Source organism: Rhizobacter sp. P1_G5 (assembly GCF_056405435.1).
Genome location: NZ_JBFUCB010000040.1, coordinates 1 through 20,824 on the forward strand (window position 1 = coordinate 1; position 20,824 = coordinate 20,824).

General features: G+C 70.7%; 21 protein-coding genes and 1 pseudogene. 14 read left to right on the plus strand and 8 right to left on the minus strand.

Annotated features, from left to right (window positions below):
* Both AC1D12_RS05035 and AC1D12_RS05040 read left to right on the plus strand, forming a co-directional pair.
* Positions 1-758, plus strand: a 758-nt coding sequence (locus AC1D12_RS05035; protein ID WP_477839161.1) for a hypothetical protein, incomplete at its 5' end; no start/stop codon positions are given.
* Positions 759-767: 9 nt separating this feature from the next.
* Positions 768-1,289 carry a hypothetical protein gene (locus AC1D12_RS05040; protein ID WP_477839163.1) on the plus strand — a complete coding sequence of 174 codons (522 nt, stop codon included), beginning with the start codon at positions 768-770 and terminating at the stop codon, positions 1,287-1,289.
* A 144-nt stretch (positions 1,290-1,433) separates the two neighbouring features.
* Here the strand turns inward: AC1D12_RS05040 and AC1D12_RS05045 are convergent, their stop codons facing one another.
* The 4 genes from AC1D12_RS05045 to AC1D12_RS05060 are packed head-to-tail and all read right to left on the minus strand — an operon-like array spanning position 1,434 to position 6,312.
* Positions 1,434-2,828, minus strand: coding sequence for an amidase (locus AC1D12_RS05045; protein WP_465110350.1), 1,395 nt, complete (start codon positions 2,826-2,828; stop codon positions 1,434-1,436).
* The gene (locus tag AC1D12_RS05050; RefSeq protein ID WP_465110351.1) at positions 2,825-4,306 is read right to left on the minus strand and encodes an ABC transporter substrate-binding protein; all 1,482 of its coding nucleotides are present in this window, start codon (positions 4,304-4,306) and stop codon (positions 2,825-2,827) included. Before AC1D12_RS05050 ends, AC1D12_RS05045 begins: the two co-directional genes overlap by 4 nt.
* Positions 4,307-4,330: 24 nt before the next feature.
* Complete coding sequence (locus tag AC1D12_RS05055; RefSeq protein ID WP_477839166.1) at positions 4,331-5,113, minus strand: ATP-binding cassette domain-containing protein; 783 nt, start codon at positions 5,111-5,113, stop codon at positions 4,331-4,333.
* Positions 5,110-6,312 (minus strand): fumarylacetoacetate hydrolase family protein, encoded by a 1,203-nt coding sequence (locus AC1D12_RS05060; RefSeq protein ID WP_477839168.1) that lies wholly within the window; start codon positions 6,310-6,312, stop codon positions 5,110-5,112. The genes AC1D12_RS05055 and AC1D12_RS05060 overlap by 4 nt, the downstream gene beginning before the upstream one ends.
* 130 nt (positions 6,313-6,442) lie before the next feature.
* Here AC1D12_RS05060 and AC1D12_RS05065 point away from each other — a divergent pair, with 130 nt between their 5' ends.
* From AC1D12_RS05065 to AC1D12_RS05085, 5 genes are all read left to right on the plus strand, one after another.
* Entirely contained in the window at positions 6,443-6,883 is a 441-nt protein-coding gene (locus AC1D12_RS05065) for an RbsD/FucU family protein (RefSeq protein WP_047508190.1), read from the plus strand.
* A gap of 66 nt (positions 6,884-6,949) precedes the next feature.
* The gene (locus tag AC1D12_RS05070) at positions 6,950-7,891 is read left to right on the plus strand and encodes a dihydrodipicolinate synthase family protein (protein ID WP_047508188.1); all 942 of its coding nucleotides are present in this window, start codon (positions 6,950-6,952) and stop codon (positions 7,889-7,891) included.
* Positions 7,892-7,922: 31 nt separating this feature from the next.
* Entirely contained in the window at positions 7,923-8,936 is a 1,014-nt protein-coding gene (locus AC1D12_RS05075) for a sialic acid TRAP transporter substrate-binding protein SiaP (protein WP_477839170.1), read from the plus strand.
* Positions 8,936-9,421 (plus strand): TRAP transporter small permease, encoded by a 486-nt coding sequence (locus AC1D12_RS05080; RefSeq protein WP_047508186.1) that lies wholly within the window; start codon positions 8,936-8,938, stop codon positions 9,419-9,421. Before AC1D12_RS05075 ends, AC1D12_RS05080 begins: the two co-directional genes overlap by 1 nt.
* Positions 9,418-10,710, plus strand: a complete 1,293-nt coding sequence (locus AC1D12_RS05085) for a TRAP transporter large permease (RefSeq protein ID WP_477839172.1) — start codon at positions 9,418-9,420, stop codon at positions 10,708-10,710. Before AC1D12_RS05080 ends, AC1D12_RS05085 begins: the two co-directional genes overlap by 4 nt.
* Here AC1D12_RS05085 and AC1D12_RS05090 read toward each other — a convergent pair.
* From AC1D12_RS05090 to AC1D12_RS05105, 4 genes are all read right to left on the minus strand, one after another.
* Complete coding sequence (locus AC1D12_RS05090; protein ID WP_477839174.1) at positions 10,622-11,677, minus strand: ABC transporter ATP-binding protein; 1,056 nt, start codon at positions 11,675-11,677, stop codon at positions 10,622-10,624. The two genes, AC1D12_RS05085 and AC1D12_RS05090, sit on opposite strands and share 89 nt — an antisense overlap.
* Positions 11,674-12,492 (minus strand): ABC transporter permease, encoded by an 819-nt coding sequence (locus tag AC1D12_RS05095; protein WP_477839175.1) that lies wholly within the window; start codon positions 12,490-12,492, stop codon positions 11,674-11,676. The genes AC1D12_RS05090 and AC1D12_RS05095 overlap by 4 nt, the downstream gene beginning before the upstream one ends.
* An 8-nt stretch (positions 12,493-12,500) precedes the next feature.
* Complete coding sequence (locus AC1D12_RS05100) at positions 12,501-13,451, minus strand: ABC transporter permease (protein ID WP_477839185.1); 951 nt, start codon at positions 13,449-13,451, stop codon at positions 12,501-12,503.
* 114 nt (positions 13,452-13,565) lie between these two features.
* The gene (locus tag AC1D12_RS05105) at positions 13,566-14,987 is read right to left on the minus strand and encodes an FAD-binding oxidoreductase (RefSeq protein WP_477839177.1); all 1,422 of its coding nucleotides are present in this window, start codon (positions 14,985-14,987) and stop codon (positions 13,566-13,568) included.
* A 71-nt stretch (positions 14,988-15,058) separates the two neighbouring features.
* Between AC1D12_RS05105 and AC1D12_RS05110 the strand changes: the two genes are divergently transcribed.
* The 7 genes and pseudogenes from AC1D12_RS05110 to AC1D12_RS05140 all read left to right on the plus strand — a co-directional run.
* Positions 15,059-15,763: an RDD family protein gene (locus AC1D12_RS05110; RefSeq protein ID WP_465110360.1), complete on the plus strand. Its 705-nt coding sequence runs from the start codon at positions 15,059-15,061 to the stop codon at positions 15,761-15,763.
* Complete coding sequence (locus AC1D12_RS05115; RefSeq protein WP_477824727.1) at positions 15,760-16,815, plus strand: stage II sporulation protein M; 1,056 nt, start codon at positions 15,760-15,762, stop codon at positions 16,813-16,815. The genes AC1D12_RS05110 and AC1D12_RS05115 overlap by 4 nt, the downstream gene beginning before the upstream one ends.
* Positions 16,805-17,530: a hypothetical protein gene (locus AC1D12_RS05120; RefSeq protein ID WP_465110362.1), complete on the plus strand. Its 726-nt coding sequence runs from the start codon at positions 16,805-16,807 to the stop codon at positions 17,528-17,530. Before AC1D12_RS05115 ends, AC1D12_RS05120 begins: the two co-directional genes overlap by 11 nt.
* Positions 17,520-18,323: a DUF4129 domain-containing protein gene (locus AC1D12_RS05125; RefSeq protein WP_477839179.1), complete on the plus strand. Its 804-nt coding sequence runs from the start codon at positions 17,520-17,522 to the stop codon at positions 18,321-18,323. Before AC1D12_RS05120 ends, AC1D12_RS05125 begins: the two co-directional genes overlap by 11 nt.
* On the plus strand, positions 18,320-19,627 hold the full coding sequence (locus AC1D12_RS05130) for a DUF4350 domain-containing protein (protein ID WP_477839181.1): 1,308 nt from the start codon (positions 18,320-18,322) through the stop codon (positions 19,625-19,627). The genes AC1D12_RS05125 and AC1D12_RS05130 overlap by 4 nt, the downstream gene beginning before the upstream one ends.
* A gap of 9 nt (positions 19,628-19,636) precedes the next feature.
* A complete protein-coding gene (locus AC1D12_RS05135; RefSeq protein WP_477839183.1) occupies positions 19,637-20,629 on the plus strand; it encodes an AAA family ATPase in 993 nt (330 codons plus the stop codon).
* 10 nt (positions 20,630-20,639) lie between these two features.
* Positions 20,640-20,824: pseudogene (locus tag AC1D12_RS05140) on the plus strand (DUF58 domain-containing protein); the annotation flags it as partial.

Genomic DNA, 20,824 nt, shown 5'->3' on the forward strand with positions numbered 1-20,824 from the left:
GCTATGTCGAGAACCGGCCGCTGAGTGGCACGGACCCGAGCGGCTGGAATCCGAATGAGCTGACGCCGAGCAAGACCTGGGATCCCGAACTCTTCGTGATGGAGGAGGTGAAGATCACCGGCACGGGCGTGCCCACGCTGCCTGCGCCGAATCTGACCTGCACATCATCCTGCCTGGGAGGACTCTTCAGGCCGGGGCCGCCGACCTTCGTGCTGATGGCCGCACCGGGCACGCCAGTTCAGAAGTCGTTCCAGCAGGGCCTGAACGCGGGGGGCGCCAAGACCACGAGAGTGGTCGCCGGGATGCGCGAGTACGTCCACAAGGAGGCTGAGAACGGATCCGTGCTGTGGAAAATGGTCGATGCGGTACTGTCCGTGGGCGATTCCGAGGAGCAGGCTGCTGATGGGTTGTCGACGGAGGCAGAAAAGCGCCCTCCAAATCCGAATGGGCGGAAGGGAAGTCCTGAACATCAGGCTGAAGTCGAAAAGGCTGAAAATGAATTGCGCAACAAGTATGCGAATGATCCCAACATTGAAGTGCAAACAGAGGTTCGCGTTCGGACTCCGGGTGGAGACAAGGAGAATCGATATCTCGACGTGGCTGCAAGAGACAAGAGAACTGGCGAGATAGTTGAAGGTGTGCAAGTTGGTAAGGAGACACAGGCCGGAAATCCGGTGGCTCGTGAGCGACGTGCAATACAAGATGTGAGTAAAGCATCGCCCGGCACGAACGTATCATTCCGACCCTATGACCGCTGAGAAAATCCTATGGGAAAGCAAATTGAAATTTTGACGACAGATCTTGATCTTCGGGATCTGGGAAAGTCTCTCAGGAGCAGGGGGGATGTCGCTCTTTTGTCAGATATTGCAAACAGTGATTTCAGTTCGCTCGGTACGCTAGACCAATTGCCAATTCCAATCGCATTCGCGGGAGAGAGGTCGCTCGTTTGCTATTTGGCACCCATGCAATTGCCTGCTCGAATATTTATTGAACCAGATAGCCCAGTCAAGATGCATGTCAACATTCATAAGTCGCACATCATCGAATTCTGGCGTCCATTCTACGATGGAAAAATCATGCGACCTGGGCGTCTCTATTATGAAGATCGGGTTCTCATTGGCAATATATTTGTGCAGAAAGACCAAGCCTTTTGCGATTGGGCGAAAGGTGTACTGGCTTTTGTGAGAAAAGAACTTCGCCGTGACCCGGCACGCGGAAGCTATCTCGGCGAGGACGCCRCAAACGCAATCGATAGCGGCCGAGTAGTGGTTGGATCCATTCTCAGATAGCCCGTGCGTGGGGCACCATCCTGGCGGACGTTGCCAAGCATTTGGCGAATGCTCTGGAGTCCAGGTATGCGACCAATGCGGGCGAGGATTGATGCATTGAAGGCGTCAATTGCCGCTTCATTTGCATCGAAATTCAAGCCGGCGTCACCCCACCTGCGGCCACGCCCGCTGCGCCGGCCGCATCTGCTCCCACGCCCGCGCGAGCTGCAGCACGCCCAGGTCGTCGTGCCGCGCCCCGATGATCTGCAGCCCGATCGGCAGCCCGTCGCTCGTGTAGCCGCAGTTGATGCTCGCGGCCGGCTGCTCGCTCATGTTGTACGGCAGCGTGAACGCGATGTGCTCGAACGGCCGCGCCGGGTCGTTGGTCGGGCACGGCAGCTCGGCGGCGAAGGCCGGGATCGGCGCGGTCGGCGACAGCAGCGCGTCGAACGGCCGGCAGGCCGCGACAGCGGCCTCCCGCATCGCGCCCATCTGGCTGTAGCCGTGGAACACCTGCGCGCCGCTCAGGTCGGCGCCGCCGCGCGCCCAGTCGACGATGAACGGCAGCACCTTCGCGCGCCGCGCCTCGGGCAGCGCCGCGATGTCCATCCAGGCCCGGCAGCGCCAGAAGCGGTCCATGCCGTCGATCATCTCGCGCGTCATGAACGGCGCGACCGGCTCGACGACTGCGCCCGCGCCTTCGAACGCACGCGCCGCCGCCTCGACCGCCGCGCGCACCTCCGGTTCGACCGGCAGGCCCCAGCCGGCGTCCATCAGCAGGCCCAGCTTCAATCCGCGCAGCGGGCGCTCGAGCTGCGACCAGGCGATGTCCTGCCAGGGCAGGTTCATCGTGTCGCGCATGCCGGGGTCGGGGCGCGACAGCACATCCATCAGCAGTGCCGCATCGGCGACCGTACGCGTCATCGGCCCGGCCACGCGGCCGGCGTACGGCGGCTGGATCGGGATGCGGCCGAGGCTCGGCTTCAGCGTGAAGATGCCGCACCAGCCGGCCGGCAGCCGCACCGAGCCGCCGATGTCGGTGCCGACGTGCAGCGGCCCATAGCCGGCAGCAGCGCCCGCGGCGGCCCCGGCGCTGCTGCCGCCCGGGTTGCGGCGCAGGTCCCACGGGTTGCGGGCCAGCGGGTGGAAGCTCGACAGGCCGGACGACAGCATCCCGTAGTCGGGCATCGTCGTCTTGCCGAGGATCACCGCGCCGGCTTCGCGCAGCCGCGCGGCCGGCGGCGCATCGGCCGCAGCCGGCACCAGCTCGGTGGCAGCGGTGCCCAGCGGCACCGGCGTGCCGCGCGTCGCGATGTTCTCCTTGATCATCGCCGGCACGCCGTCGAGCGCACCGAGCGGCGCGTTCGCGAGCCAGCGCGCCTGCGAGGCCTCGGCCTGCGCGAGCGCGGCGGCCGCATCCAGCGCATAGGTGGCGCACAGCCGCGGCTCCCAGGCCGCGATGTTCGCGAGCACCGCGCGCGTCACTTCCACCGGCGACAGCGTGCGCGCCGCGTAGGCCGCCAGCAGCTCCACGGCCGACAGCTGTGCCAGCGCGTTCATTGCCAGCTCACCGCGCCCATGTCGTTCGCGAACACCGGCGAGCTGCTCCACAGCCCCTTCAGCCGCTTGTTCGCGACCATGAACTGCGGCAGCTGGAACAGCCAGGCGTTGACCGCGTCGTCGGCCAGCCGGCGCTGCGCATCGCCGAGCAGCTTCAGCCGCTCCTTCGCGCCGGTGCTGGCGTCGTACTTCGCGACGATCTCGGCGTAGGCACGGCCGTCGTAGCCGAAGTAGTACGACGGATCGGCATACACCGCGAAGTCGAGCGGCTCGACGTGGCTGATGATCGTCAGGTCGAAGCTGCCCTTGAACGGGCCGGCCAGCCACTGCGCCCATTCGACGTTGTCGATCTTCGCGACGATGCCCACCTTCGCGAGCTGCGCCGCGACGATCTCGCCGCCCTTGCGCGCGTACTGCGGCGGCGGCAGCGAGAGCGTCACGTTCAGCGGCGTCGCGACGCCGGCCTCCTTCAGCAGCGCGCGGGCCTTGTCGGGGTTGTACGGGTTCACGCCGGTCAGGTCGATGTAGCCGGCGTCGCTCGGCACCATGTGGCTGCCGATCGGCGCGCCCTGGCCTTCCATCGCGCCGGCGATCACCGCCTTGCGGTCGATGGCCATCGCGATCGCGCGGCGCACGCGCACGTCGTCGAAGGGCTTGCGCTTGTTGTTGATCGCGACGAGGGTCTTGCCCTCGGTGCCGCCGATCGCGACCGTGAAGCGCGGGTCGTTCTGGAACTGCACCAGGCTTTGCGCGGCCTGGAAGCGCGGGAACGCGTCGACGTCGCCGGCCAGCAGCGCGGCCGATTGAGCGGCCGGGTCGTTGATGATGCGAAAGCTCACCTTCTTCAGCTTGATCGCGGCGGCGTTGCGGTAGCCGTCCCAGCGCGACAGCACCACCGCGGCGCCGCGCGACCAGCTCTCGAAGCGGAACGGGCCGGTGCCGATCGGGCGGGTGGCGGTGGTGGCGGCGCTCTTCGGGTCGAGGATCACCGCGGTGTTCTCGCCGAGGCGGAACAGCAGGTTGCCGTCGGCCTTCGCGAGCACCAGCATCACTGTCTGCGCATCGGGCGTCTCGATGCGGGTGATGTTGTCGAACACCGTCTTCTTGGCCTTGTTGGTGCTGCCCTCGGCGCGGGCGCGCTCGAAGCTGAACTTGACGTCGGACGCGTCGAAGGCCTCGCCGTCATGGAACTTCACGCCCTTCTTCAGCTTGAAGGTGTAGAGCCGGCCGTCGGGGTCGATGCTCCAGCTGTCGGCCAGCAGCGGCGTCACGCTGCCGTCGACGTTGATCTTGGTCAGGCCCTCGAGCACGTTGTAGTGGACGATCTCGCCGATCGACGCCGCCGCCGAGGTGGTCGGATCGAGCCCGGGCGGCTCCAGCGTGATGCCGATGACGGCGCTGTCCTTGCGGGACTGGGCTGCGGCGAGCGTCGCGGCGCACAACAGCAGCGTGGCGGTGGTCTTGAGGGCTGGATGCATCGGAAGATGGTAGCCCGGAAGTCGCTACGCGGCGGCGACCAGCGCGCGGGTGTACGGGTGCTGCGGCGACCGGAACACCTCGTCCGACGCCCCGCGCTCGACCACCTCGCCGCCGCGCATCACCAGCACCTCCTCGCACAGGTGGTCGACCACCGCGAGGTCGTGGCTGATCAGCAGGTAGGTCATGCCGAAGCGCTGCTGCAGGTCGGTCATCAGGTTCAGCACCTGCGCTTGCACAGAGACGTCGAGCGCGCTGACCGGCTCGTCGGCGACGATCAGTTTCGGCCGCGTCACCAGCGCCCGCGCGATCGCGATGCGCTGGCGCTGGCCGCCGGARAACTCGTGCGGATGCCGCGCGGCATCCGACGCCCGCAGCCCGACCGCCTCCAGCGCCTCGGCCACCTGCCCGACCGCATCAGGCGTACCGTCGGGCAGCGGCTCGGCGACGATGCGCCCGACCCGCTGCCGCGGATCGAGCGACCCGTACGGATCCTGGAACACCATCTGGAAGCCGCGCCGCGCCGCGCGCAACCCGGCCGGCGCCAGCGCATTCAGGTCGCGGCCGTCGAACAGCACCCGGCCGCTGCTCGGCGGCTCCAGCGCCATCGCGATGCGCGCGAGCGTCGACTTGCCCGAGCCCGATTCGCCGACGATCCCGAGGTTGCACCCGGCCCGCACCGCCAGGCTCACGCCGCRCAGCGCGTCGACCACCGGCGCCGGCTGCAGCAGCCGTTCGCGCGGCAGCGTGTAGCGCCGCGTCACCTGCTCCAGCGCAAGCAGCGGCGCCTCGCCGACCCCGGCGCTCACGTCAACAGTTGGCGCGCCGCGAGGCTGCGCATCAGCGCGGTCAGCCCGAAGCGCCACGGCGCGATCTCGTCGCAGCGGCGCACCCGGTTCACCAGCGCACCGAACGCCGGCGACGAGACCGTGACCACGTCGCCCACCACGTGCGTGAAGCCCTGGCCCGGGCCCAGCCGGTCCTGCGTCGGCGCGAGCATGGTGCCGAGGAACAGCATCAGCCCGTCCGGGTACTGGTGGTGCGGGCCGATCGCCTGCGCCGCCAGGTCGAGCGGATCGCGGCTGATCTTCGCGAGCGTGTCGCGGCCCTCGACGCGGAAACCGTCCGGCCCCGCCACATGCAGCGCGATCTCGCAGCGGCGCAGGTCGTCGATGCCGAAGTGCGCGTCGAACAGCCGGATGAACGGCGCCATCGCGCACGAGGCGTTGTTGTCCTTGGCCTTGCCCAGCAGCAGCGCGCTGCGGCCCTCGAAATCGCGCAGGTTCACGTCGTTGCCGAGCGTCGCGCCGCGCACCCGGCCGCGGCTGTCGATCGCGAGCACCACCTCGGGCTCCGGGTTGTTCCACGACGAGCCGGGGTGCAGCCCGACATCGGCGCYGGTCCCCACCGCGGCCATCGGCGGCGCCTTCGTGAACACCTCGGCGTCCGGCCCGATGCCCACCTCCAGGTACTGCGACCAGGCGCCCTGCGCGATCAGCACCTCCTTGACCTGGGCCGCCTGCGGCGAGCCGGGCACGATGCCGGCCAGGTTGTCGCCGAGGATGCCGGTCAGCGAGCGGCGGATCTTGTCGGCGCGCGAGGCATCGCCGCGCGCCTGCTCCTCGATCACCCGCTCCAGCAGGCTCGCGATGAAGGTGACGCCGCTCGCCTTCACCGGCTGCAGGTCGCACGGCGCCATCAGCCAGGCCTGGGTGCCGTCGCGCAGCGATTCGTCGCTGTTGGCGAGCGCCGCCTCGTACGACGCGATGCGCGGCGCCTGCCCGGTGCGCAGCGCCGACTGCACCGAGAACACCGGGTCGTCGAGTTCCAGCAGCTGGCTGCTGGTGGCAGCGACGGTGGACAAATCATGCAGGTCATCGCCGGTCAGCGTGACCAGCGTCGGCCCGCTGCCGGGCACCCACAGGCGGCCGACCAGCGTGGCGTGCCGGGCGTCGTGGGGCAGCGATTCGGCGACGGGCATCGGCAGGGGGGGAAAGTGGAGGGTCATGGAGGCTCTCGACAGGGTTGGCAGGGTGGCGGCGTTGACAGGGCAGAAGGGTTTGTCCCGCTGAAGCTTTCGGGGCAGGCGCTTACGATGAGAATCCGCGCTGTCCCACGAAGACACGAAGGAAGTCCCGATGCTCAAGACGATATCGCCGCTGCTCACGCCCGACGCGCTGCACGCGCTGGCCAGCATGGGCCACGGCGACGACTTGGCGATTGTGGACGCGAATTTCCCCGCCGCCCAGGTGGCCCGCCAGTCCGGTGCGCGGCTGGTGCAGATCACCGGCGCCGACGCACCGGCCGTGCTGGCGGCGCTGCTGCCGCTGTTCCCGCTCGACACCTTCGTGCCGCAATGCGCCTGGACGATGCAGGTGGTGGGTGATTCCCGCGCGGTGCCGCCGCCGGTGGCCGAATTCCGCAAGCTGCTGCACACCGCCGGCGAGCGCGAGCCGGCCACGCTGGAGCGCTTCGCGTTCTACGAGCAGGCGCAACGCGCCTTCCTGATCCTGCGCAGCGGCGAGCAGCGCAAGTACGGCAACCTGATCCTGCGCAAGGGGGTGGTGTCCACCGACTGACGTTTTCCATCGGGTCTGGCGCGAGGGGAGCCGCGCCGTCATCGCTCCCACTGACGGGAGAAGACCATGACGATTCCTGCCGCATCCGCCTCGTTCCACGGCATCTGGCCGGCGCTGCTGACGCCGCTGAAGCCCGACCTCGGCATCGACCTGCACCGCTTCGGGCTGCACGCCCGCTCGCTGATCCACGCCAAGGGCTGCGGCGGCGTCGTGCCGTTCGGCACCACCGGCGAGGGGCCGGCGTTCTCGGTCGCCGAGCGCCGCGACGCGGTCGACGCGCTGGTCGGCGAAGGGGTGCCGGGGTCGCAGATCCTGGTGTCGACCAGTTGCGCCGCGCTGCCCGACACGCTGGCGCTGACGCGCCATGCGCTCGGCATCGGCGCGCACGGCTGCCTGATGATGCCGCCGTTCTACCTGAAGGGCGGTGGCCACCAGGTGACCGACCAGGGCGTGATCGACAGCTACCGCCAGGTGATCGACGGCGCGGCCGACGACCGGCTGCGGCTGTACCTGTACCACATCCCCCAGGTCAGCGGCGTCGGGCTGTCGCGCAAGGTCGTCGAGACGCTGAAGCGGCTGTACCCGCAGACCATCGTCGGCATCAAGGACAGCAGCGGCGACACCGCGCACACGCTGGCGCTGGCCGATGCGTTCAACGAGACGCTGATGGTGACCGCCGGCCACGAGCCCGACCTGCCCGAGCTGGCCCGCCGCGGCAGCACCGGCGCCATCAGCGGGCTGGCCAACTTCATGCCGCACGTGGTGCAGCGGCTGGCCGGCCGGCCCGATGCGCCGAACACCCCGCACGACGTGTCGCGCGTGCGGCTGCTGCTGGCGATGCTCGGCCCTTACGCGCTGACACCCGCTTTGAAGGGCATCATGTCGGCCCTGAGCGGCGAACCCGGCTGGTTGCGGGTGCGCGCGCCGCTGGTGGCGCTGACGCTCGACCAGATGCACACGCTGCAGCATGCGCTGAAGCCGATCGCGCTGGACCTCGACGTCGACTGAGACTGATCCGAACAAGGAAGCTGGAGACTGCATGATTGTTGATTCACGGCGCCGCCGCCTGGCGGCCGGCCTGGTGTTGTCCGGCGCGGGGTTGTCCGGCGTGTCTGCGCCGTGGGCGCGTGCCGCCGGCAAGACGCTGCTGCGCATCTCGACCCCCGCGGTGCCGGACGACTGGCACGCGAAGATGTGGACGGTCTTCAAGGATGCGCTCGAGCAGTCGGCCCCCGGCGAGTTCGAGGTGCAGGTCAACCTGAACGCGGCGCTGTTCAAGCAGGGCACCGAGCCGGCGGCGATGGCGCGCGGCAACCTGGAGCTGGCGTCGATCTCGGCCTTCGACATCGCGAAGCTGCTGCCGGAGTTCTCGATCTTCACCGCCGGCTACATGCTGCGCGACCCGCAGCACCAGCAGAAGGTGTTCAACGGGCCGATCGGCGACGAGGCGTTCCAGCGCGTCTCGGACAAGCTCGACGTGACGGTGCTCGCCACGGCCTACCTCGGCACGCGCCAGCTCAACCTGCGCGACACGCGCAAGGTGGTGGTGCCGGCCGACCTGAAGGGCGTGAAGCTGCGCATGCCGGGCTCGAAGGACTGGCTGTTCCTCGGCGAGGCGCTGGGGGCCACGCCGACGCCGCTGGCCTTCGGCGAGGTCTACCTGGGCCTGAAGACCGGCACCATCGACGGCCAGGACAACCCGCTGTCCACCGTGCGCGCCGCCAAGTTCTACGAGGTGACGAAGCAGCTGGTGCTGACGGGCCACCTGGTCGACGGCCTGTTCATCGCGGTCGCCAACAAGACCTGGAACGCGGCGAACCCGGCGCAGCGCCAGAAGCTGAAGGCGGCGGCGCAGGCGGCGGCGCGCTGGAACAACGAGAACCGCCTGAAGGAAGAGGCGCAGCTGGTCGACTTCTTCCGGCAGCAAGGCCTGCAGGTGACGACGCCCGACGTGGCCGCGTTCCGCCGCACGGTGCAGCAGGCGTATGCCGCGTCGGAGCAGGCGAAGTCGTGGCCGAAGGGGATGCTCGAGCGCATCAACGGGGTCGCCTGATGCGCAGCTGGCTGAAACGCGGCGCCGAGGCGGTCGGCGGCGGTCTCTTCGTGCTGCTGTTCCTCGTGTTCCTGGTGCAGATCGTCGCGCGCTTCGGCTTCGACCGGCCGCTGCCGTGGACCGACGAGCTGGCGGTGGTGCTGTACGTCTGGGTGATCCTGTGGTCGACCGCGTTCGTCGTGCCGCAGCGCGAGCACGTGGCCTTTGACCTGGTCTACAACGCGATGCCGGCCGGTGTGCGGCGGGTGTTCCGCGGCCTCGCGGCGCTGCTGTTCGGCGGCCTCGCGCTGTGGGCGCTGCCGGCCAGCTGGGACTACATCCGGTTCATGGCGCGCGAGGGCACGCCGGTGCTCGGGCTGCCGTTCATGGCGGTGTTCCTGCCGTTCGCGCTGATGCTGGTGGGGGTGGTGGCGCGCAGCGCGCACACGCTGTGGCGCATCGCACGCGGGCTCGACCATGAGTTGAGCGGCGAGGTGAAGGCATGACGGCGGCGCTGTGGGCGCTGATCGGCGTGCTGGTCGCCGGCTTCGTGCTGCGCGCGCCGATCGGCTTCTCGATGATCGGCAGCGGCATCGCCTACCTGGTCGTCAAGGGGCAGGACGTCGGCCTCGCGGCCGAGCAGGTGCTGAACGGGCTCTACAACAGCTACGTGCTGCTGGCGGTGCCGCTGTTCATCTTCGCGGCCAACCTGATGAATGCCGGCACCATCAGCGAGCGCATCTTCGACTTCTGCCGCATCCTGGTCGGGCGGCTGCGTGGCGGGCTGGCCCAGGTCGACATCCTGGTCAGCGTGGTGTTCTCCGGCATGAGCGGCAGCGCGATCGCCGATGCGGCCGGGCCGGGGCTGGTGACGATCCGCCAGATGCTGAAGAAGCCGGAGTACACGCSCGGYTTCGCCGGCGCGGTGGTGGTGGCSAGCGCGACGCTCGGGCCGATCATCCCGCCGTCGATCCCGATGGTGATCTATGCGCTGGTGTCGGGCAGCTCGGTCGGCGCGCTGTTCCTCGGCGGCGTGGTGCCGGGCGTGCTGATGGCGCTGCTGATGATGGGCGTGGTGCAGGTCATCGCGACGCGGCGCAACATGCCGCGCGAGGACAAGGTGCCGCTGCGCGAGTGGCCGGCCATCCTGTGGCGCGGCGCGCTGCCGCTGTCGCTGCCGGTGCTGCTGCTGACGGGCATCTACACCGGCATCTTCACGCCCACCGAGGCGGCCGCGGTGGCGGCCTTGCATGCGCTGGTGCTGGCCGGCGTCGTCTACCGCGCGCTGAGCTGGCGCACGCTGTGGAGTGTGGTGATGGAGTCGACGCGTTCGAGCGCGGTGATCACGATGATCCTGGCCGGCGCGTTCATGATGAACTACGCGTTCACCGCCGAGGGCGTGCCGCAGTCGCTCGCGGCGTGGATGGCGGGCTTCGACCTCGGGCGCACCTCGTTCCTGCTGCTGGTGAACCTGCTGTTCCTGGTGCTCGGCTGCTTCATGGACATCTCGGTGCTGCTGCTGGTGTTCGTGCCGATCCTGCTGCCGATGGTGAAGTCGCTGGGCATCGACCTGGTGCACTTCGGCGTGGTGATCGTGCTGAACATGATGATCGGGCTGATCCACCCGCCGTTCGGCATGCTGCTGTTCGTGACGAACGCGCTGACCGGCATCCCGATCCGCGACATGCTGCGCGAGGGCTGGCTGTTCATCGTGATGCTCTTGCTGCTGCTGCTGGCGATGACGCTGTTCCCGCAGATCGTGCTGTGGCTGCCGCAGTCGATGGGGTACCGCTGACGGCGTCGATCCTGATGCACCGCGCGGCGTGATCGCCACCCACGCCGACAGGCGTTGGCAAGCCCGCCCGGCAGGCCTCTACCACCCACCCGCAGCGATCCGCGAACGGGCACCCCGCCGGCCACTCGCCCAGCGCAGGCACCCTCCCCGGGATCGTTGCGAGCCGCGCTCCCCGCGGCGCCCCCAGCCGCGGCCGCGCGCCGACCAGCCCGCGGGTGTATGGATGCGCCGGCGCTGCCAGCACCTGCGCGCCGGGGCCCTCCTCGACCACCGTCCCGCCGTACATCACCAGCACGCGCTCGACGCTGCGCGCCATCAGGTCGAGGTCGTGCGAGATCAGCAGCAAGGCCATGCCGCTGTCGGCGACCAGCGTACCGATCAGCGCCAGGATCTCGCGCTGCAGCGTCGCGTCGAGCGCGGTGGTCGGCTCGTCGGCGATCAGCAGCTCCGGCCCGCAGGCCAGTGCCGTCGCGATCATCACGCGCTGGCGCTGCCCGCCCGACAGCTGGTGCGGTCGCGCATCGAGCCGCTGCGCCGCCTGCGGCAACTGCACGCGGTCGAGCAGGCGCAGCGCCTCGGCGCGCGCGCTGCGCGCGTCCAGCCCGCGGTGCACGCGCAGCGGTTCCGACACCGTGCGCCACAGCGGCTGCAGCGGGTCGAGCGCCGTCATCGGCTCCTGGAACACCATCGCGATGCGCCGCCCGCGCAAGCCGCACAGCGCCGCATCGTCGAGGCCCACCAGCTCCTGCCCGTCGAAGCGGATGCTGCCGCCCGCACGCGCCGCGTCCGGCAGCAGGCCCATCAGCGCCAGTGCCGTCATCGACTTGCCGCAACCGCTCTCGCCGATCAGGCCCAGCGTGCGGCCACGCGCCAGCGTGAAGTCGACCCCGCGTACCGCCTCCACCGGCCCGTGTGCCGACGGCAGGCTCACGCGCAGGTCGCGGACCTCGAGCAGCGCGCCCGTCATCGGCGCTGCCCCTCGAGGCGCGGGTCCAGCAGGTCGCGCAGCCCGTCGCCGACCAGGTTCAGCCCCAGCACCGCGAGCGCGATCGCGATGCCCGGGTACAGCGCCAGGTGCGGCGCCTGGTACATCATCTCCTGCGCCTCGTTCAGCATGCGCCCCCAGCTCGGCTGCGGCGGCCGCACGCCCAGGCCCAGGTAGCTGAGCGCCGCCTCGGCCAGGATCGCGACCGCGAACTGGATCGTCACCTGCACGATCAGCGGCGCCGCGATGTTCGGCAGCACGTGGTCGAGCGTGATCTGCCGGCGGCTGCGCCCGCAGGCGCGCGCGGCCAGCACGAAATCGCGCGACCACACCGCGCCGGCGGCCGAGCGGCTGATGCGCGCGAACACCGCCGCGTTGAACACCGCGATCGCCGCCACCGCGGTGACGATTCCCGGCCCGGCCAGCGCGGCCAGCATCAGCGCGGTCAGCAGCGCCGGGAACGCGAAGCTGAAATCGGCGCTGCGCATCAGCAGCGCATCGAGCCAGCCGCGCCGGGCCGCGCCGAGCAGGCCGATCGCCGTGCCGAGCAGCGCGCCGGTCCCGACCGCGGCCACGCCGACCAGCAGCGAGGTGCGGGCGCCGGCGATCAGCAGCGACGCGATGTCGCGCCCCAGGCTGTCGGTGCCGAGCCAGTGCGCGGCGGACGGCAGCAGCAGCTTGTTCGGGATGTCGATCTCGGTCGGCGGGTAGGGCGTCCCGACGAATGACAGCCCCACCGCAGCGAGCCACAGTCCGACCAGCACGCAGCCGGCGACGAAGCTCGGGTGGCGTTTCATCGCGGCCTTCATCGATGGATTGCCTTCAGCCGCGGATCGATCGCGACCAGCACCAGGTCGACCGCGAAGTTGATCGCGATCACCGCGGCGGCGAACAGCATCACCACGTTCTGCACCACCAGCAGGTCGCGGTTCGCGATCGCCTGGAACACCAGCAGACCGAGCCCGGGTAGCGCGAACACCTTCTCGACGACGATCGCGCCGGTCAGCAGGTTCGCGAACTGCAGCCCCATCACCGTGAGCACCGGCACCAGCGCGTTGCGCAGCACATGCCGCCACAGCACCGCGCGCCGGCCGAGGCCCTGCGCGCGCGCGCTGCGCACGAAATCCTCGCGCATCACCTCGAGCACCGCGCTGCGCGTCACGCGCGCGAGGATCGCGGCCTGCACCGCGGCCAGCGCGACGGCCGGCAGCAGCAGCGAGCGCAGCGCCGCGGCCGGGCCTTCGTCCCAGCCGGCAAATCCGCCCGCGGGAAACCACTGCAGCTTCACCGCGAACACCAGGATCAGCAGGATCGCGAACCAGAAACTCGGCACCGCCATGCCGAGCTGGCTGAAGGCCATCACGCCGGCATCGCCGAGCCGGCGGTGGCGCGATGCGGCGAACACGCCGAGTGCCAGCGCGAACACCGTCGTCAGCACCATGGCGATCAGTGCGAGCGGCACGGTGACGAGCAGCCGCTCGGCCAGCAGCTCGGCGATCGGCGCGTCGTACGCGACGCTGCGGCCCAGCTCGCCGCTCGCCAGGCCGCGCAGCCAGTGGCCGTAGCGCACGAGCGGCGGCTGGTCGAGCCCGAGCTGCTGCGCCAGCGCCGCGGCCGCCTCCGGCGTCGCGCCGGTCTCCAGCCGGACGTCGACCGCGCTGCCCGGCAACAGCGCGAGCACCGCGAAGATCAACGCCGAGGCCGCCAGCAGCGTGGCGATGAAGGCGGCGCAGCGCCTGAAGAGAAAGGGTCCGATGACCAGTCGCCTCGCACTACATGGAGATCAAGCGGACGCCGTGGAACCGGCTTTGCCGGGCCACTGGCGGCGCCCCCTTGAGGGGGTGGCGCGAAGCGCCTCCGGGGGTGGGCGTCATAGATTGAAGATCTTGCCGGGGTTCATGATGTTCTTCGGGTCGAGCGCGCGCTTGACGGTGCGCATCATGTCGACCGCGCCGGCACCGGCCTCGCTGACCAGGAAGCCCATCTTGTGCAGCCCGATGCCGTGCTCGCCGGTGCAGGTGCCGTCCAGCCGCAGCGCGCGCTGCACCAGCTGCAGGTTCAGCCGCTCGGCGGTCTCGCGCTCCTCCGGCTTGTCGGGGTCGATCAGGTAGGCGAGGTGGAAGTTGCCGTCGCCGACGTGGCCGACGATGTAGTACATCAGCCCCGAAGCCTCGACCTCGGCGACGCTCTCGTTGATGCACTCGGCCAGCCGCGAGATCGGCACGCAGGTGTCGGTGGTCACGGTGCGGCTGCCGGGCTTCATCTGCAGCCCGGCGAAGTAGGCGCGGTGGCGCGCGCTCCACAGCTTCGTGCGCTCCTCCGGCGTGGTCGCCCACTGGAAGCCCTCGCCGCCGAACTCGCCGGCGATCTCCTGCACCGTGGCGGCCTGCTCGGCCACGCTCGCCTCGCTGCCGTGGAACTCCATCAGCAGCAGCGGCACCTCGGGCAGCGTCAGCTTGTCGTGCCGGTTCACCGCGCGCACCGCGTTGGCGTCGAGCAGTTCGCAGCGCGCGATCGGCACGCCCATCTGGATCAGCTGGATGGTGGTGCGCACCGCGGCGTCGATGCTCGGGAAGCTGCAGGTGGCGGCCGAGATCGCCTCGGGCAGCGGGTACAGCTTCAGCGTGATCTCGGTCATCACGCCCAGCGTGCCTTCGCTGCCGACCATCAGGCGCGTCAGGTCGTAGCCGGCCGACGACTTGCGCGCCCGCGTGCCGGTGTGGATCACCTCGCCCTGCGGCGTGACGACGGTGAGCGCGAGCACGTTGTCGCGCATCGTGCCGTAGCGCACGGCGTTGGTGCCGCTGGCGCGGGTGGCGCTCATGCCGCCGAGCGTCGCATCGGCGCCGGGGTCGATCGGGAAGAACAGCCCGGCATGGCGGATCTCGGTGTTCAGCTGCATGCGGGTGACGCCGGCCTGCACGGTGACGGTGAGGTCCTCGGGGCGCACCGAGACGATGGCGTTCATGCGCGTCAGGTCGATGCTGACGCCGCCCTGCACCGCGAGCAGGTGGCCTTCGAGCGATGAGCCGGCGCCGAACGGGATCACCGGCACGGCATGGCGGTCGGCCAGCTTCACCACCTCGGCGACCTCGTCGGTGCTCTCGCAATACACCACCACCTCGGGCGGCGGCACGTCGAACGGCGACTCGTCGCGGCCGTGCTGCTGGCGCACCGCCAGCGCCGTCGAGCAGCGCTCGCCGAAGCGGACCCGCAACGCCTCGACCATCTCGGCGGGAACCGGCCGCGGATCGAGCTGCGGCAGCAGGTGGGCGGGGATGGGAGCGTTCATGGGCGGGGTCTCCGACAACGGAAGAGAGATTCTGCACCCTAGAATCTGCGACCCCCACAGACAAGGCCTCCGTGTCGCTGGATACGCTGACCACCGCTGAAACCCCCGAAGGCATCGCGCTGTCGCTGAGGCCGGCCGGCCTGGTGCCGCGCGTGCTGGCGTTCGCGGCCGATTTCGGCATCCGCGTCGTGATGTTCTTTGCGCTGTCGGCGCTGCTGGGCCTGGGCGGCGGCCTGGGGGCCGGGCTGCAGCTGATGATGTATTTCCTGCTCGAATGGTTCTACCCGGTGGTGTTCGAGCTGGCGCTGGCCGGTGCCACGCCGGGCAAGCGCATGCTGGGCCTGCGCGTCGTGATGGACTCCGGGCTGCCGGTGACGCCCGCCGCGTCGATCATCCGCAACCTGCTGCGCGCGGCCGACTTCATGCCGCTGCTGTACGGCTTCGGCCTGCTCGCGATGCTGTGGCGGCCCGATTTCAAGCGCCTCGGCGACATGGCCGCCGGCACGCTGGTGGTGCATGCCGGCAGCGTCGAGTTGCACGGCGCGCTGCCCGACGCACCGCCGCGCGCGCCGGCCCGGCCGCTCGCACTGCGCGAGCAGGCGGCCATCGTCAACTGGGCGATGCGCGGCCAGCGGCTCACGCCGGCCCGCTTCGACGAGCTGGCGGTGCTGGCCCGCTCGGCGACCGATGCCGGGGCCGGTGCGCCTGACGCCACGCAGCGCCTGCTCGGCGTCGCGCACTGGCTGCTCGGCCGCCGCGGGGACGCCGCCCGATGACGCCGCTGCAGTTCGAGGCCGCGTACACGCCGCTGTGGGACGAGCTGCAGGCGATGCTCGACCGCGTGGAGGGCGCGCGCCCGCGCCAGAAGAAAGACCAGCAGGCCGACAAGAAGGCGCGCACCAAGGTCAAGCCCGCGCCGATCGACGGCGCCCGCCTCAGCGTGCTGTACCGCCGCGCCTGCGAGCACCTGGCGCTGGCGCAGGCGCGCGCCTACCCGATCGGCCTGACGCAGCGCCTGGAGCAGCTCACGCACCGCGCGCACCAGCTGATCTACCGCCGCCACGAGCCGGGCTTCGGCATCGGGCGGCTGCGCCGGCTGCTGCTGGTCGACATCCCGCAGAGCGTGCGCGCGCACCGCGGCTACCTGCTGGTGGCGGCGCTGCTGTTCATCGTGCCGACGCTGCTCGTCGGCTGGGCCTGCTGGCGCGACCCCGGCTTCATCCTGCACCTGATGGACGCCCAGCAGGTGCGCAACTTCGACCAGATGTACGGCCCTGGCGCCGACCCGATCGGCAAGCCGCGCAGCGCCGAGACCGACTGGCAGATGTTCGGCTACTACATCCAGCACAACATCGGCATCGGCTTCCAGTGCTTCGCGGCGGGGCTGTTCGGCGGCATCGGCAGCGCGTTCTTCCTGGTCTTCAACGGGCTGCAGGGCGGCGCGGTGGGTGGCTACCTGACGGCGCGCGGCCACGGCGAGGCGTTCTACTCGTTCATCGTCACGCACTCGGCCTTCGAGCTGACCGCCATCGTGATGTCCGGCGCCGCCGGGCTGCGGCTCGGCCACGCGCTGATCGCGCCGGGCCGCCGCACGCGGCTGGAGGCGCTGCGGCATGCGTCGTCGCACGCCATCGTCGTGATGTACGGCGTGATCGCGTTCCTGCTGATCGCTGCCGCGGTCGAGGCCTTCTGGTCGTCGGCCCGCTGGGTCGAGCCGCAGGTCAAGTACGGCGTCGGCGCGGCCTGCTGGGCGCTGGTGATCGCCTACCTCGGCTGGCAGGGCCGGCCGCGCCGCGCCGCCGATGAGAAGGGCCTGGATGCAGGTTGATGCGATCGCCGTCGAGCTGCGCCCGCGCCCGATGCACGAGGCCGGCGACCTGGGCGTGCGCCTGGTGCAGGCCCATGCGCGTTCGGTGTGGGCGACCTGCACGCCGGTGTTCGCCGCGGTGTTCCTGCTCGCGCTGTCGAGCGTCGAGATCGCGAGCTGGCTGCCCAGCGTGCTGATCTTCTGGCTCAAGCCCTGGATGGACCGCAGCGTGCTGTTCGTGCTGTCGCGCGCGGCCTTCGGCCAGTCGACCCGCTTCGCCGACCTGTGGCGCGCGCAGCGCGAGGTCTGGTGGAGTCAGCTGTTCACCAGCCTGACGTGGCGGCGCCTGTCGCCGTGGCGCTCGTACACGCAGCCGATCTACCAGCTCGAAGGCCAGCGCGGCAAGGCGCGGCGGCAGCGGCGCGCACTGATGCTGCGCGCGCAGCGCGGGCCGGCCGGCATGATGCACCTGGCGTTCGCGCATGCCGAGGCCTTCCTCGGGATCGGGCTGATGGCCTTCATCGCGCTGCTGCTGCCCGAGGGGCTGCGCAGCATGGCGTGGGACTGGTTCACCGGCGGCAGCCTGTCGTCGTCGTTCGCCACCGCCAGCGGCTATGCACTGGTGGTGCTGATGCTCGAGCCGTTCTATGTCGGTGCCGGCTTCGCGATGTACCTGAACCGCCGCGTGCAGCTCGAGGCCTGGGACATCGAGCAGGAGTTCCGCCGTGCGTTCTAGCGCTGCGTGGGGGTTGGCGCTGGCCTTGCTGGGGGCCCAGGTGCAGGCCCAGCAGGTGCCGGCTGATGTGGCGGCGCCGGCGGCTTCGGCCATCGTGGTCCCGGTGGCCGCGGACGGCCGCCCATCGCGCGACGCGGTCGAGGYCGAGCTGGCCACGCTGCGCGCCGACCCGCGTTTCGGCGGCACGCAGAAGCAGAAGACCTGGCGCTTCAAGGAGCGCGATTCGGAGGCGAAGAAGTCCGAGCCGCCGTCCGGCATGCCGGCCTGGTTCAAGTGGCTGGGCGAGTTCGGGCGCTGGATGACCGCGGCCGGGCGACTGGTCGTGTGGGCGATCGGTGCGGTGCTGGTGGCGGTGCTGATCGTCGGGCTGCGCTACTGGATCCGCGAACGCGCCGGTGCGCTGCCGCAGCGCGCCGCCCCGTTGCCGAGCCACGTGCGCGACCTCGACATCCGCCCGGAGAGCCTGCCCGACCGGATCGGCGCGGCCGCCGCGGCGCTGTGGCAGCGCGGCGAGCAGCGGGCCGCGCTGTCGTTGCTGTACCGCGGCGCCTTGTCGCGCCTGGTGCATGTGCATGCGCTGCCGATCCGCGCTGCCAGCACCGAGGGCGAGTGCGTGGCGCTGGCGCGCGCGCGGCTGCGCGCCGAGCCGGCCGGGTACGTCGCGCGGCTGGTCGGTGCGTGGCAGCTGGCGGTGTATGGCGCGCGGCTGCCGCAGACCGACGAGGTGCTGGCGCTGTGCAGCGAGTTCGACGCGCGCCTGCAGGCGCCGGCCCCGGTGGCGGAGGCCGCATGACGCTGCTGACCCGCGACAACCTGCTGCGCGCCGGCATCGCCGCGGTGCTGGTCGGTGGCCTGCTGTGGCTCGCGTCGTGCACCGAGTGGGTCGAGGTCGACACGGCGAAGCCGCCGTCGCCCGAGGCCGCGAAGAACGACATGCTCGCGCTGGAAGACCTGGCGCGCCGGCTCGGTGCGACGGTCGAGCGGCCGACCGACCTGGCGCAGATGCCGCCGGCCGGCGCCACCGTCTACCTCGCGACCTGGCAGTGGGGCATCTTTCCCGGCCGCGGTGAGCGGCTGCGCGACTGGGTGGCCGATGGCGGTCAACTGGTGGTGCCGGCGACTGACCTGGCCGAGTCGGAGCTCGGCAGCTGGCTGCCGGTGCGCATCGTCAAGCCTGTCAAGCCGGCGGCGCCGCACGCGGCATCGGGGGCGCGCACGACGGAAGATCCGGACGACGAGGATGAAGACGAGGATGAGGAGGCGCCTGCAGTACCCGCGGCGCAGGCCTCGCGCCCGGCGGCCRGCGGCTCGCCCGACGTCAAGCGCATCGTGAAGCAGCTGCAGGAAGGCCCGCCGTGCCGCTCGGTGGCCGAGCCGGACGCGGTGGCGCCGGCCTTCCCGCCATCGCGCCGCTTCATGAGCTGCGCCCACCCGCCGTGGCCGCGCATCCAGGCCAAGGGGCCGGCAGCCTGGCAGCTCGATGCCGAGAGCGGCATCGAGGTGCTGCGCGTGCCGCACGGCCGGGGCAGCGTCACCGTGTTGGCCGGCTGGGACCTGCGCGGCAACCGGATGCTGACGCGCGGCGACAACGGCCTGATCGCCGCGGCCGCGCTGCAGCTGCGCCCCGGGCAGCGGCTGTGGATCATCGACCAGGAATCGCGCACGCCGCTGACGAGCTGGCTCTGGCGCGCCGGCGCGGCGGCGCTGCTGCTGTCGGGCCTCGCGCTGCTGCTGGCCTGGTGGCGCGCCGCGCCGCGCTTCGGCCCGCTGACGGTGCCGACGCCGCCCGGCCGCCGCTCGATGGTCGAGCAGGTCACCGGCACCGCGCGCTTCCTGTGGCGCCACGGCCCGCTCGGCCTGCACGCGGCGCAGGTGCGTGCGCTCGACGAGACTGCGCGCCTGCATGTGATGCGCTACGACGATCTGGAGCGCAGCGCCCGTGCGTCGGCGATCGCGAAGCTGACCGGGCTGGACGCCGCGGCGCTCGGCCTCGCGCTCGACCGCGGCATTCCGCGCCGCCGCATCGACCTGCCGCCCGTGCTCGAACTGTTGGAAACCGCACGCCGCCGGCTGGCCGCACCGCACACCGCTTCCTGAGGACCCTCCATGCAGATCAAACCCACCGACCTGACCCGTGCCGCCGAGCTGCTGAACGAACTGCGCAGCGAGGTCGGCAAGGCCGTCGTCGGCCAGCAGCAGGCAGTGGACCAATGCCTGGTCGCGCTGATGGCCAGCGGCCACGTGCTGATCGAGGGCGTGCCCGGCCTCGGCAAGACCTTGCTTGCGCGCACGCTGGCGAAGTCGCTGTCGCTGAACTACGCGCGCGTGCAGTTCACGCCCGACCTGATGCCGTCGGACATCACCGGCCATGCGGTGCTGGAGGCGCGCGCGGACGAGGGCTCGCCGGTCGGCGCGCTGCGCGTGCACCGCGGGCCGGTCTTCACCAACCTGCTGCTGGCCGACGAGRTCAACCGCGCGCCGGCCAAGACGCAGAGCTCGCTGCTGGAGGTGATGCAGGAGTACCAGGTGACGATCGAGGGGCAGACGCTGCCGCTGGACAAGCCGTTCATGGTGCTCGCGACGCAGAACCCGGTCGACACCGAGGGCACCTACCCGCTGCCCGAGGCGCAGCTCGACCGTTTCCTGTTCAAGATCGACATCGGCTACCCGTCGCAGGACGAGGAGACCGCGATCGTGCGCCGCACCACCGAGCAGCTGGCCGGCGACCAGCTGCCACTCGACGCGATCACGCCGCGGCTGGACGAGCGCTCGGTGCTCGCGCTGCAGCGCCTGGTGTCGTTCATCCGCGTCGACGACAAGGTGCTCGACTACGCGGTGCGGTTGGCCCGGGCGACGCGCGTGTGGCCGGGCCTGTCGGCCGGTGCCGGCCCGCGCGGCGCGATCGCGCTGGTGCGTGCGGCGCGCGCGACCGCGATGATGCAGGCGCGCGATTTCGTGACGCCCGACGACGTGAAGCAGCATGCGCTGCCGGCCCTGCGCCACCRCGTGATGCTGGCGCCCGATGCGCAGCTCGAAGGCCGCGCGCTCGGCGAGCTGCTGGCCGCGATGGTCGACAGCGTGGCCGCGCCGCGCCTGTGAACGGCCGCCGATGCGCCTGCGCCTGATCCCGAGCCGCGCCGCCGTGATGGCGGTGGCTGCCGCCGCGCTCGCGAGTGCCGTGGCGCTGCTGGCCGGCGTGCCGTCGGCATGGGTGTCGGTTGCGGCAGGCGTGCTCGCGGCCGCGGGGCTGGCCTGGGCGCTGGCCGACCTGTGGCACACGCGCCGCAGCTGGGC

Bases quoted from the DNA above. Each gene is read 5' to 3' on its own strand.
- AC1D12_RS05095 (WP_477839175.1), bottom strand. From the start codon at position 12,492: ATGAAACGCCACCCGAGCTTCGTCGCCGGCTGCGTGCTGGTCGGACTG.
- AC1D12_RS05080 (WP_047508186.1), top strand. From the start codon at position 8,936: ATGCGCAGCTGGCTGAAACGCGGCGCCGAGGCGGTCGGCGGCGGTCTC.
- AC1D12_RS05045 (WP_465110350.1), bottom strand. From the start codon at position 2,828: ATGAACGCGCTGGCACAGCTGTCGGCCGTGGAGCTGCTGGCGGCCTAC.
- AC1D12_RS05090 (WP_477839174.1), bottom strand. From the start codon at position 11,677: ATGACGGGCGCGCTGCTCGAGGTCCGCGACCTGCGCGTGAGCCTGCCG.
- AC1D12_RS05065 (WP_047508190.1), top strand. From the start codon at position 6,443: ATGCTCAAGACGATATCGCCGCTGCTCACGCCCGACGCGCTGCACGCG.
- AC1D12_RS05105 (WP_477839177.1), bottom strand. From the start codon at position 14,987: ATGAACGCTCCCATCCCCGCCCACCTGCTGCCGCAGCTCGATCCGCGG.
- AC1D12_RS05120 (WP_465110362.1), top strand. From the start codon at position 16,805: ATGCAGGTTGATGCGATCGCCGTCGAGCTGCGCCCGCGCCCGATGCAC.
- AC1D12_RS05050 (WP_465110351.1), bottom strand. From the start codon at position 4,306: ATGCATCCAGCCCTCAAGACCACCGCCACGCTGCTGTTGTGCGCCGCG.
- AC1D12_RS05115 (WP_477824727.1), top strand. From the start codon at position 15,760: ATGACGCCGCTGCAGTTCGAGGCCGCGTACACGCCGCTGTGGGACGAG.
- AC1D12_RS05075 (WP_477839170.1), top strand. From the start codon at position 7,923: ATGATTGTTGATTCACGGCGCCGCCGCCTGGCGGCCGGCCTGGTGTTG.
- AC1D12_RS05070 (WP_047508188.1), top strand. From the start codon at position 6,950: ATGACGATTCCTGCCGCATCCGCCTCGTTCCACGGCATCTGGCCGGCG.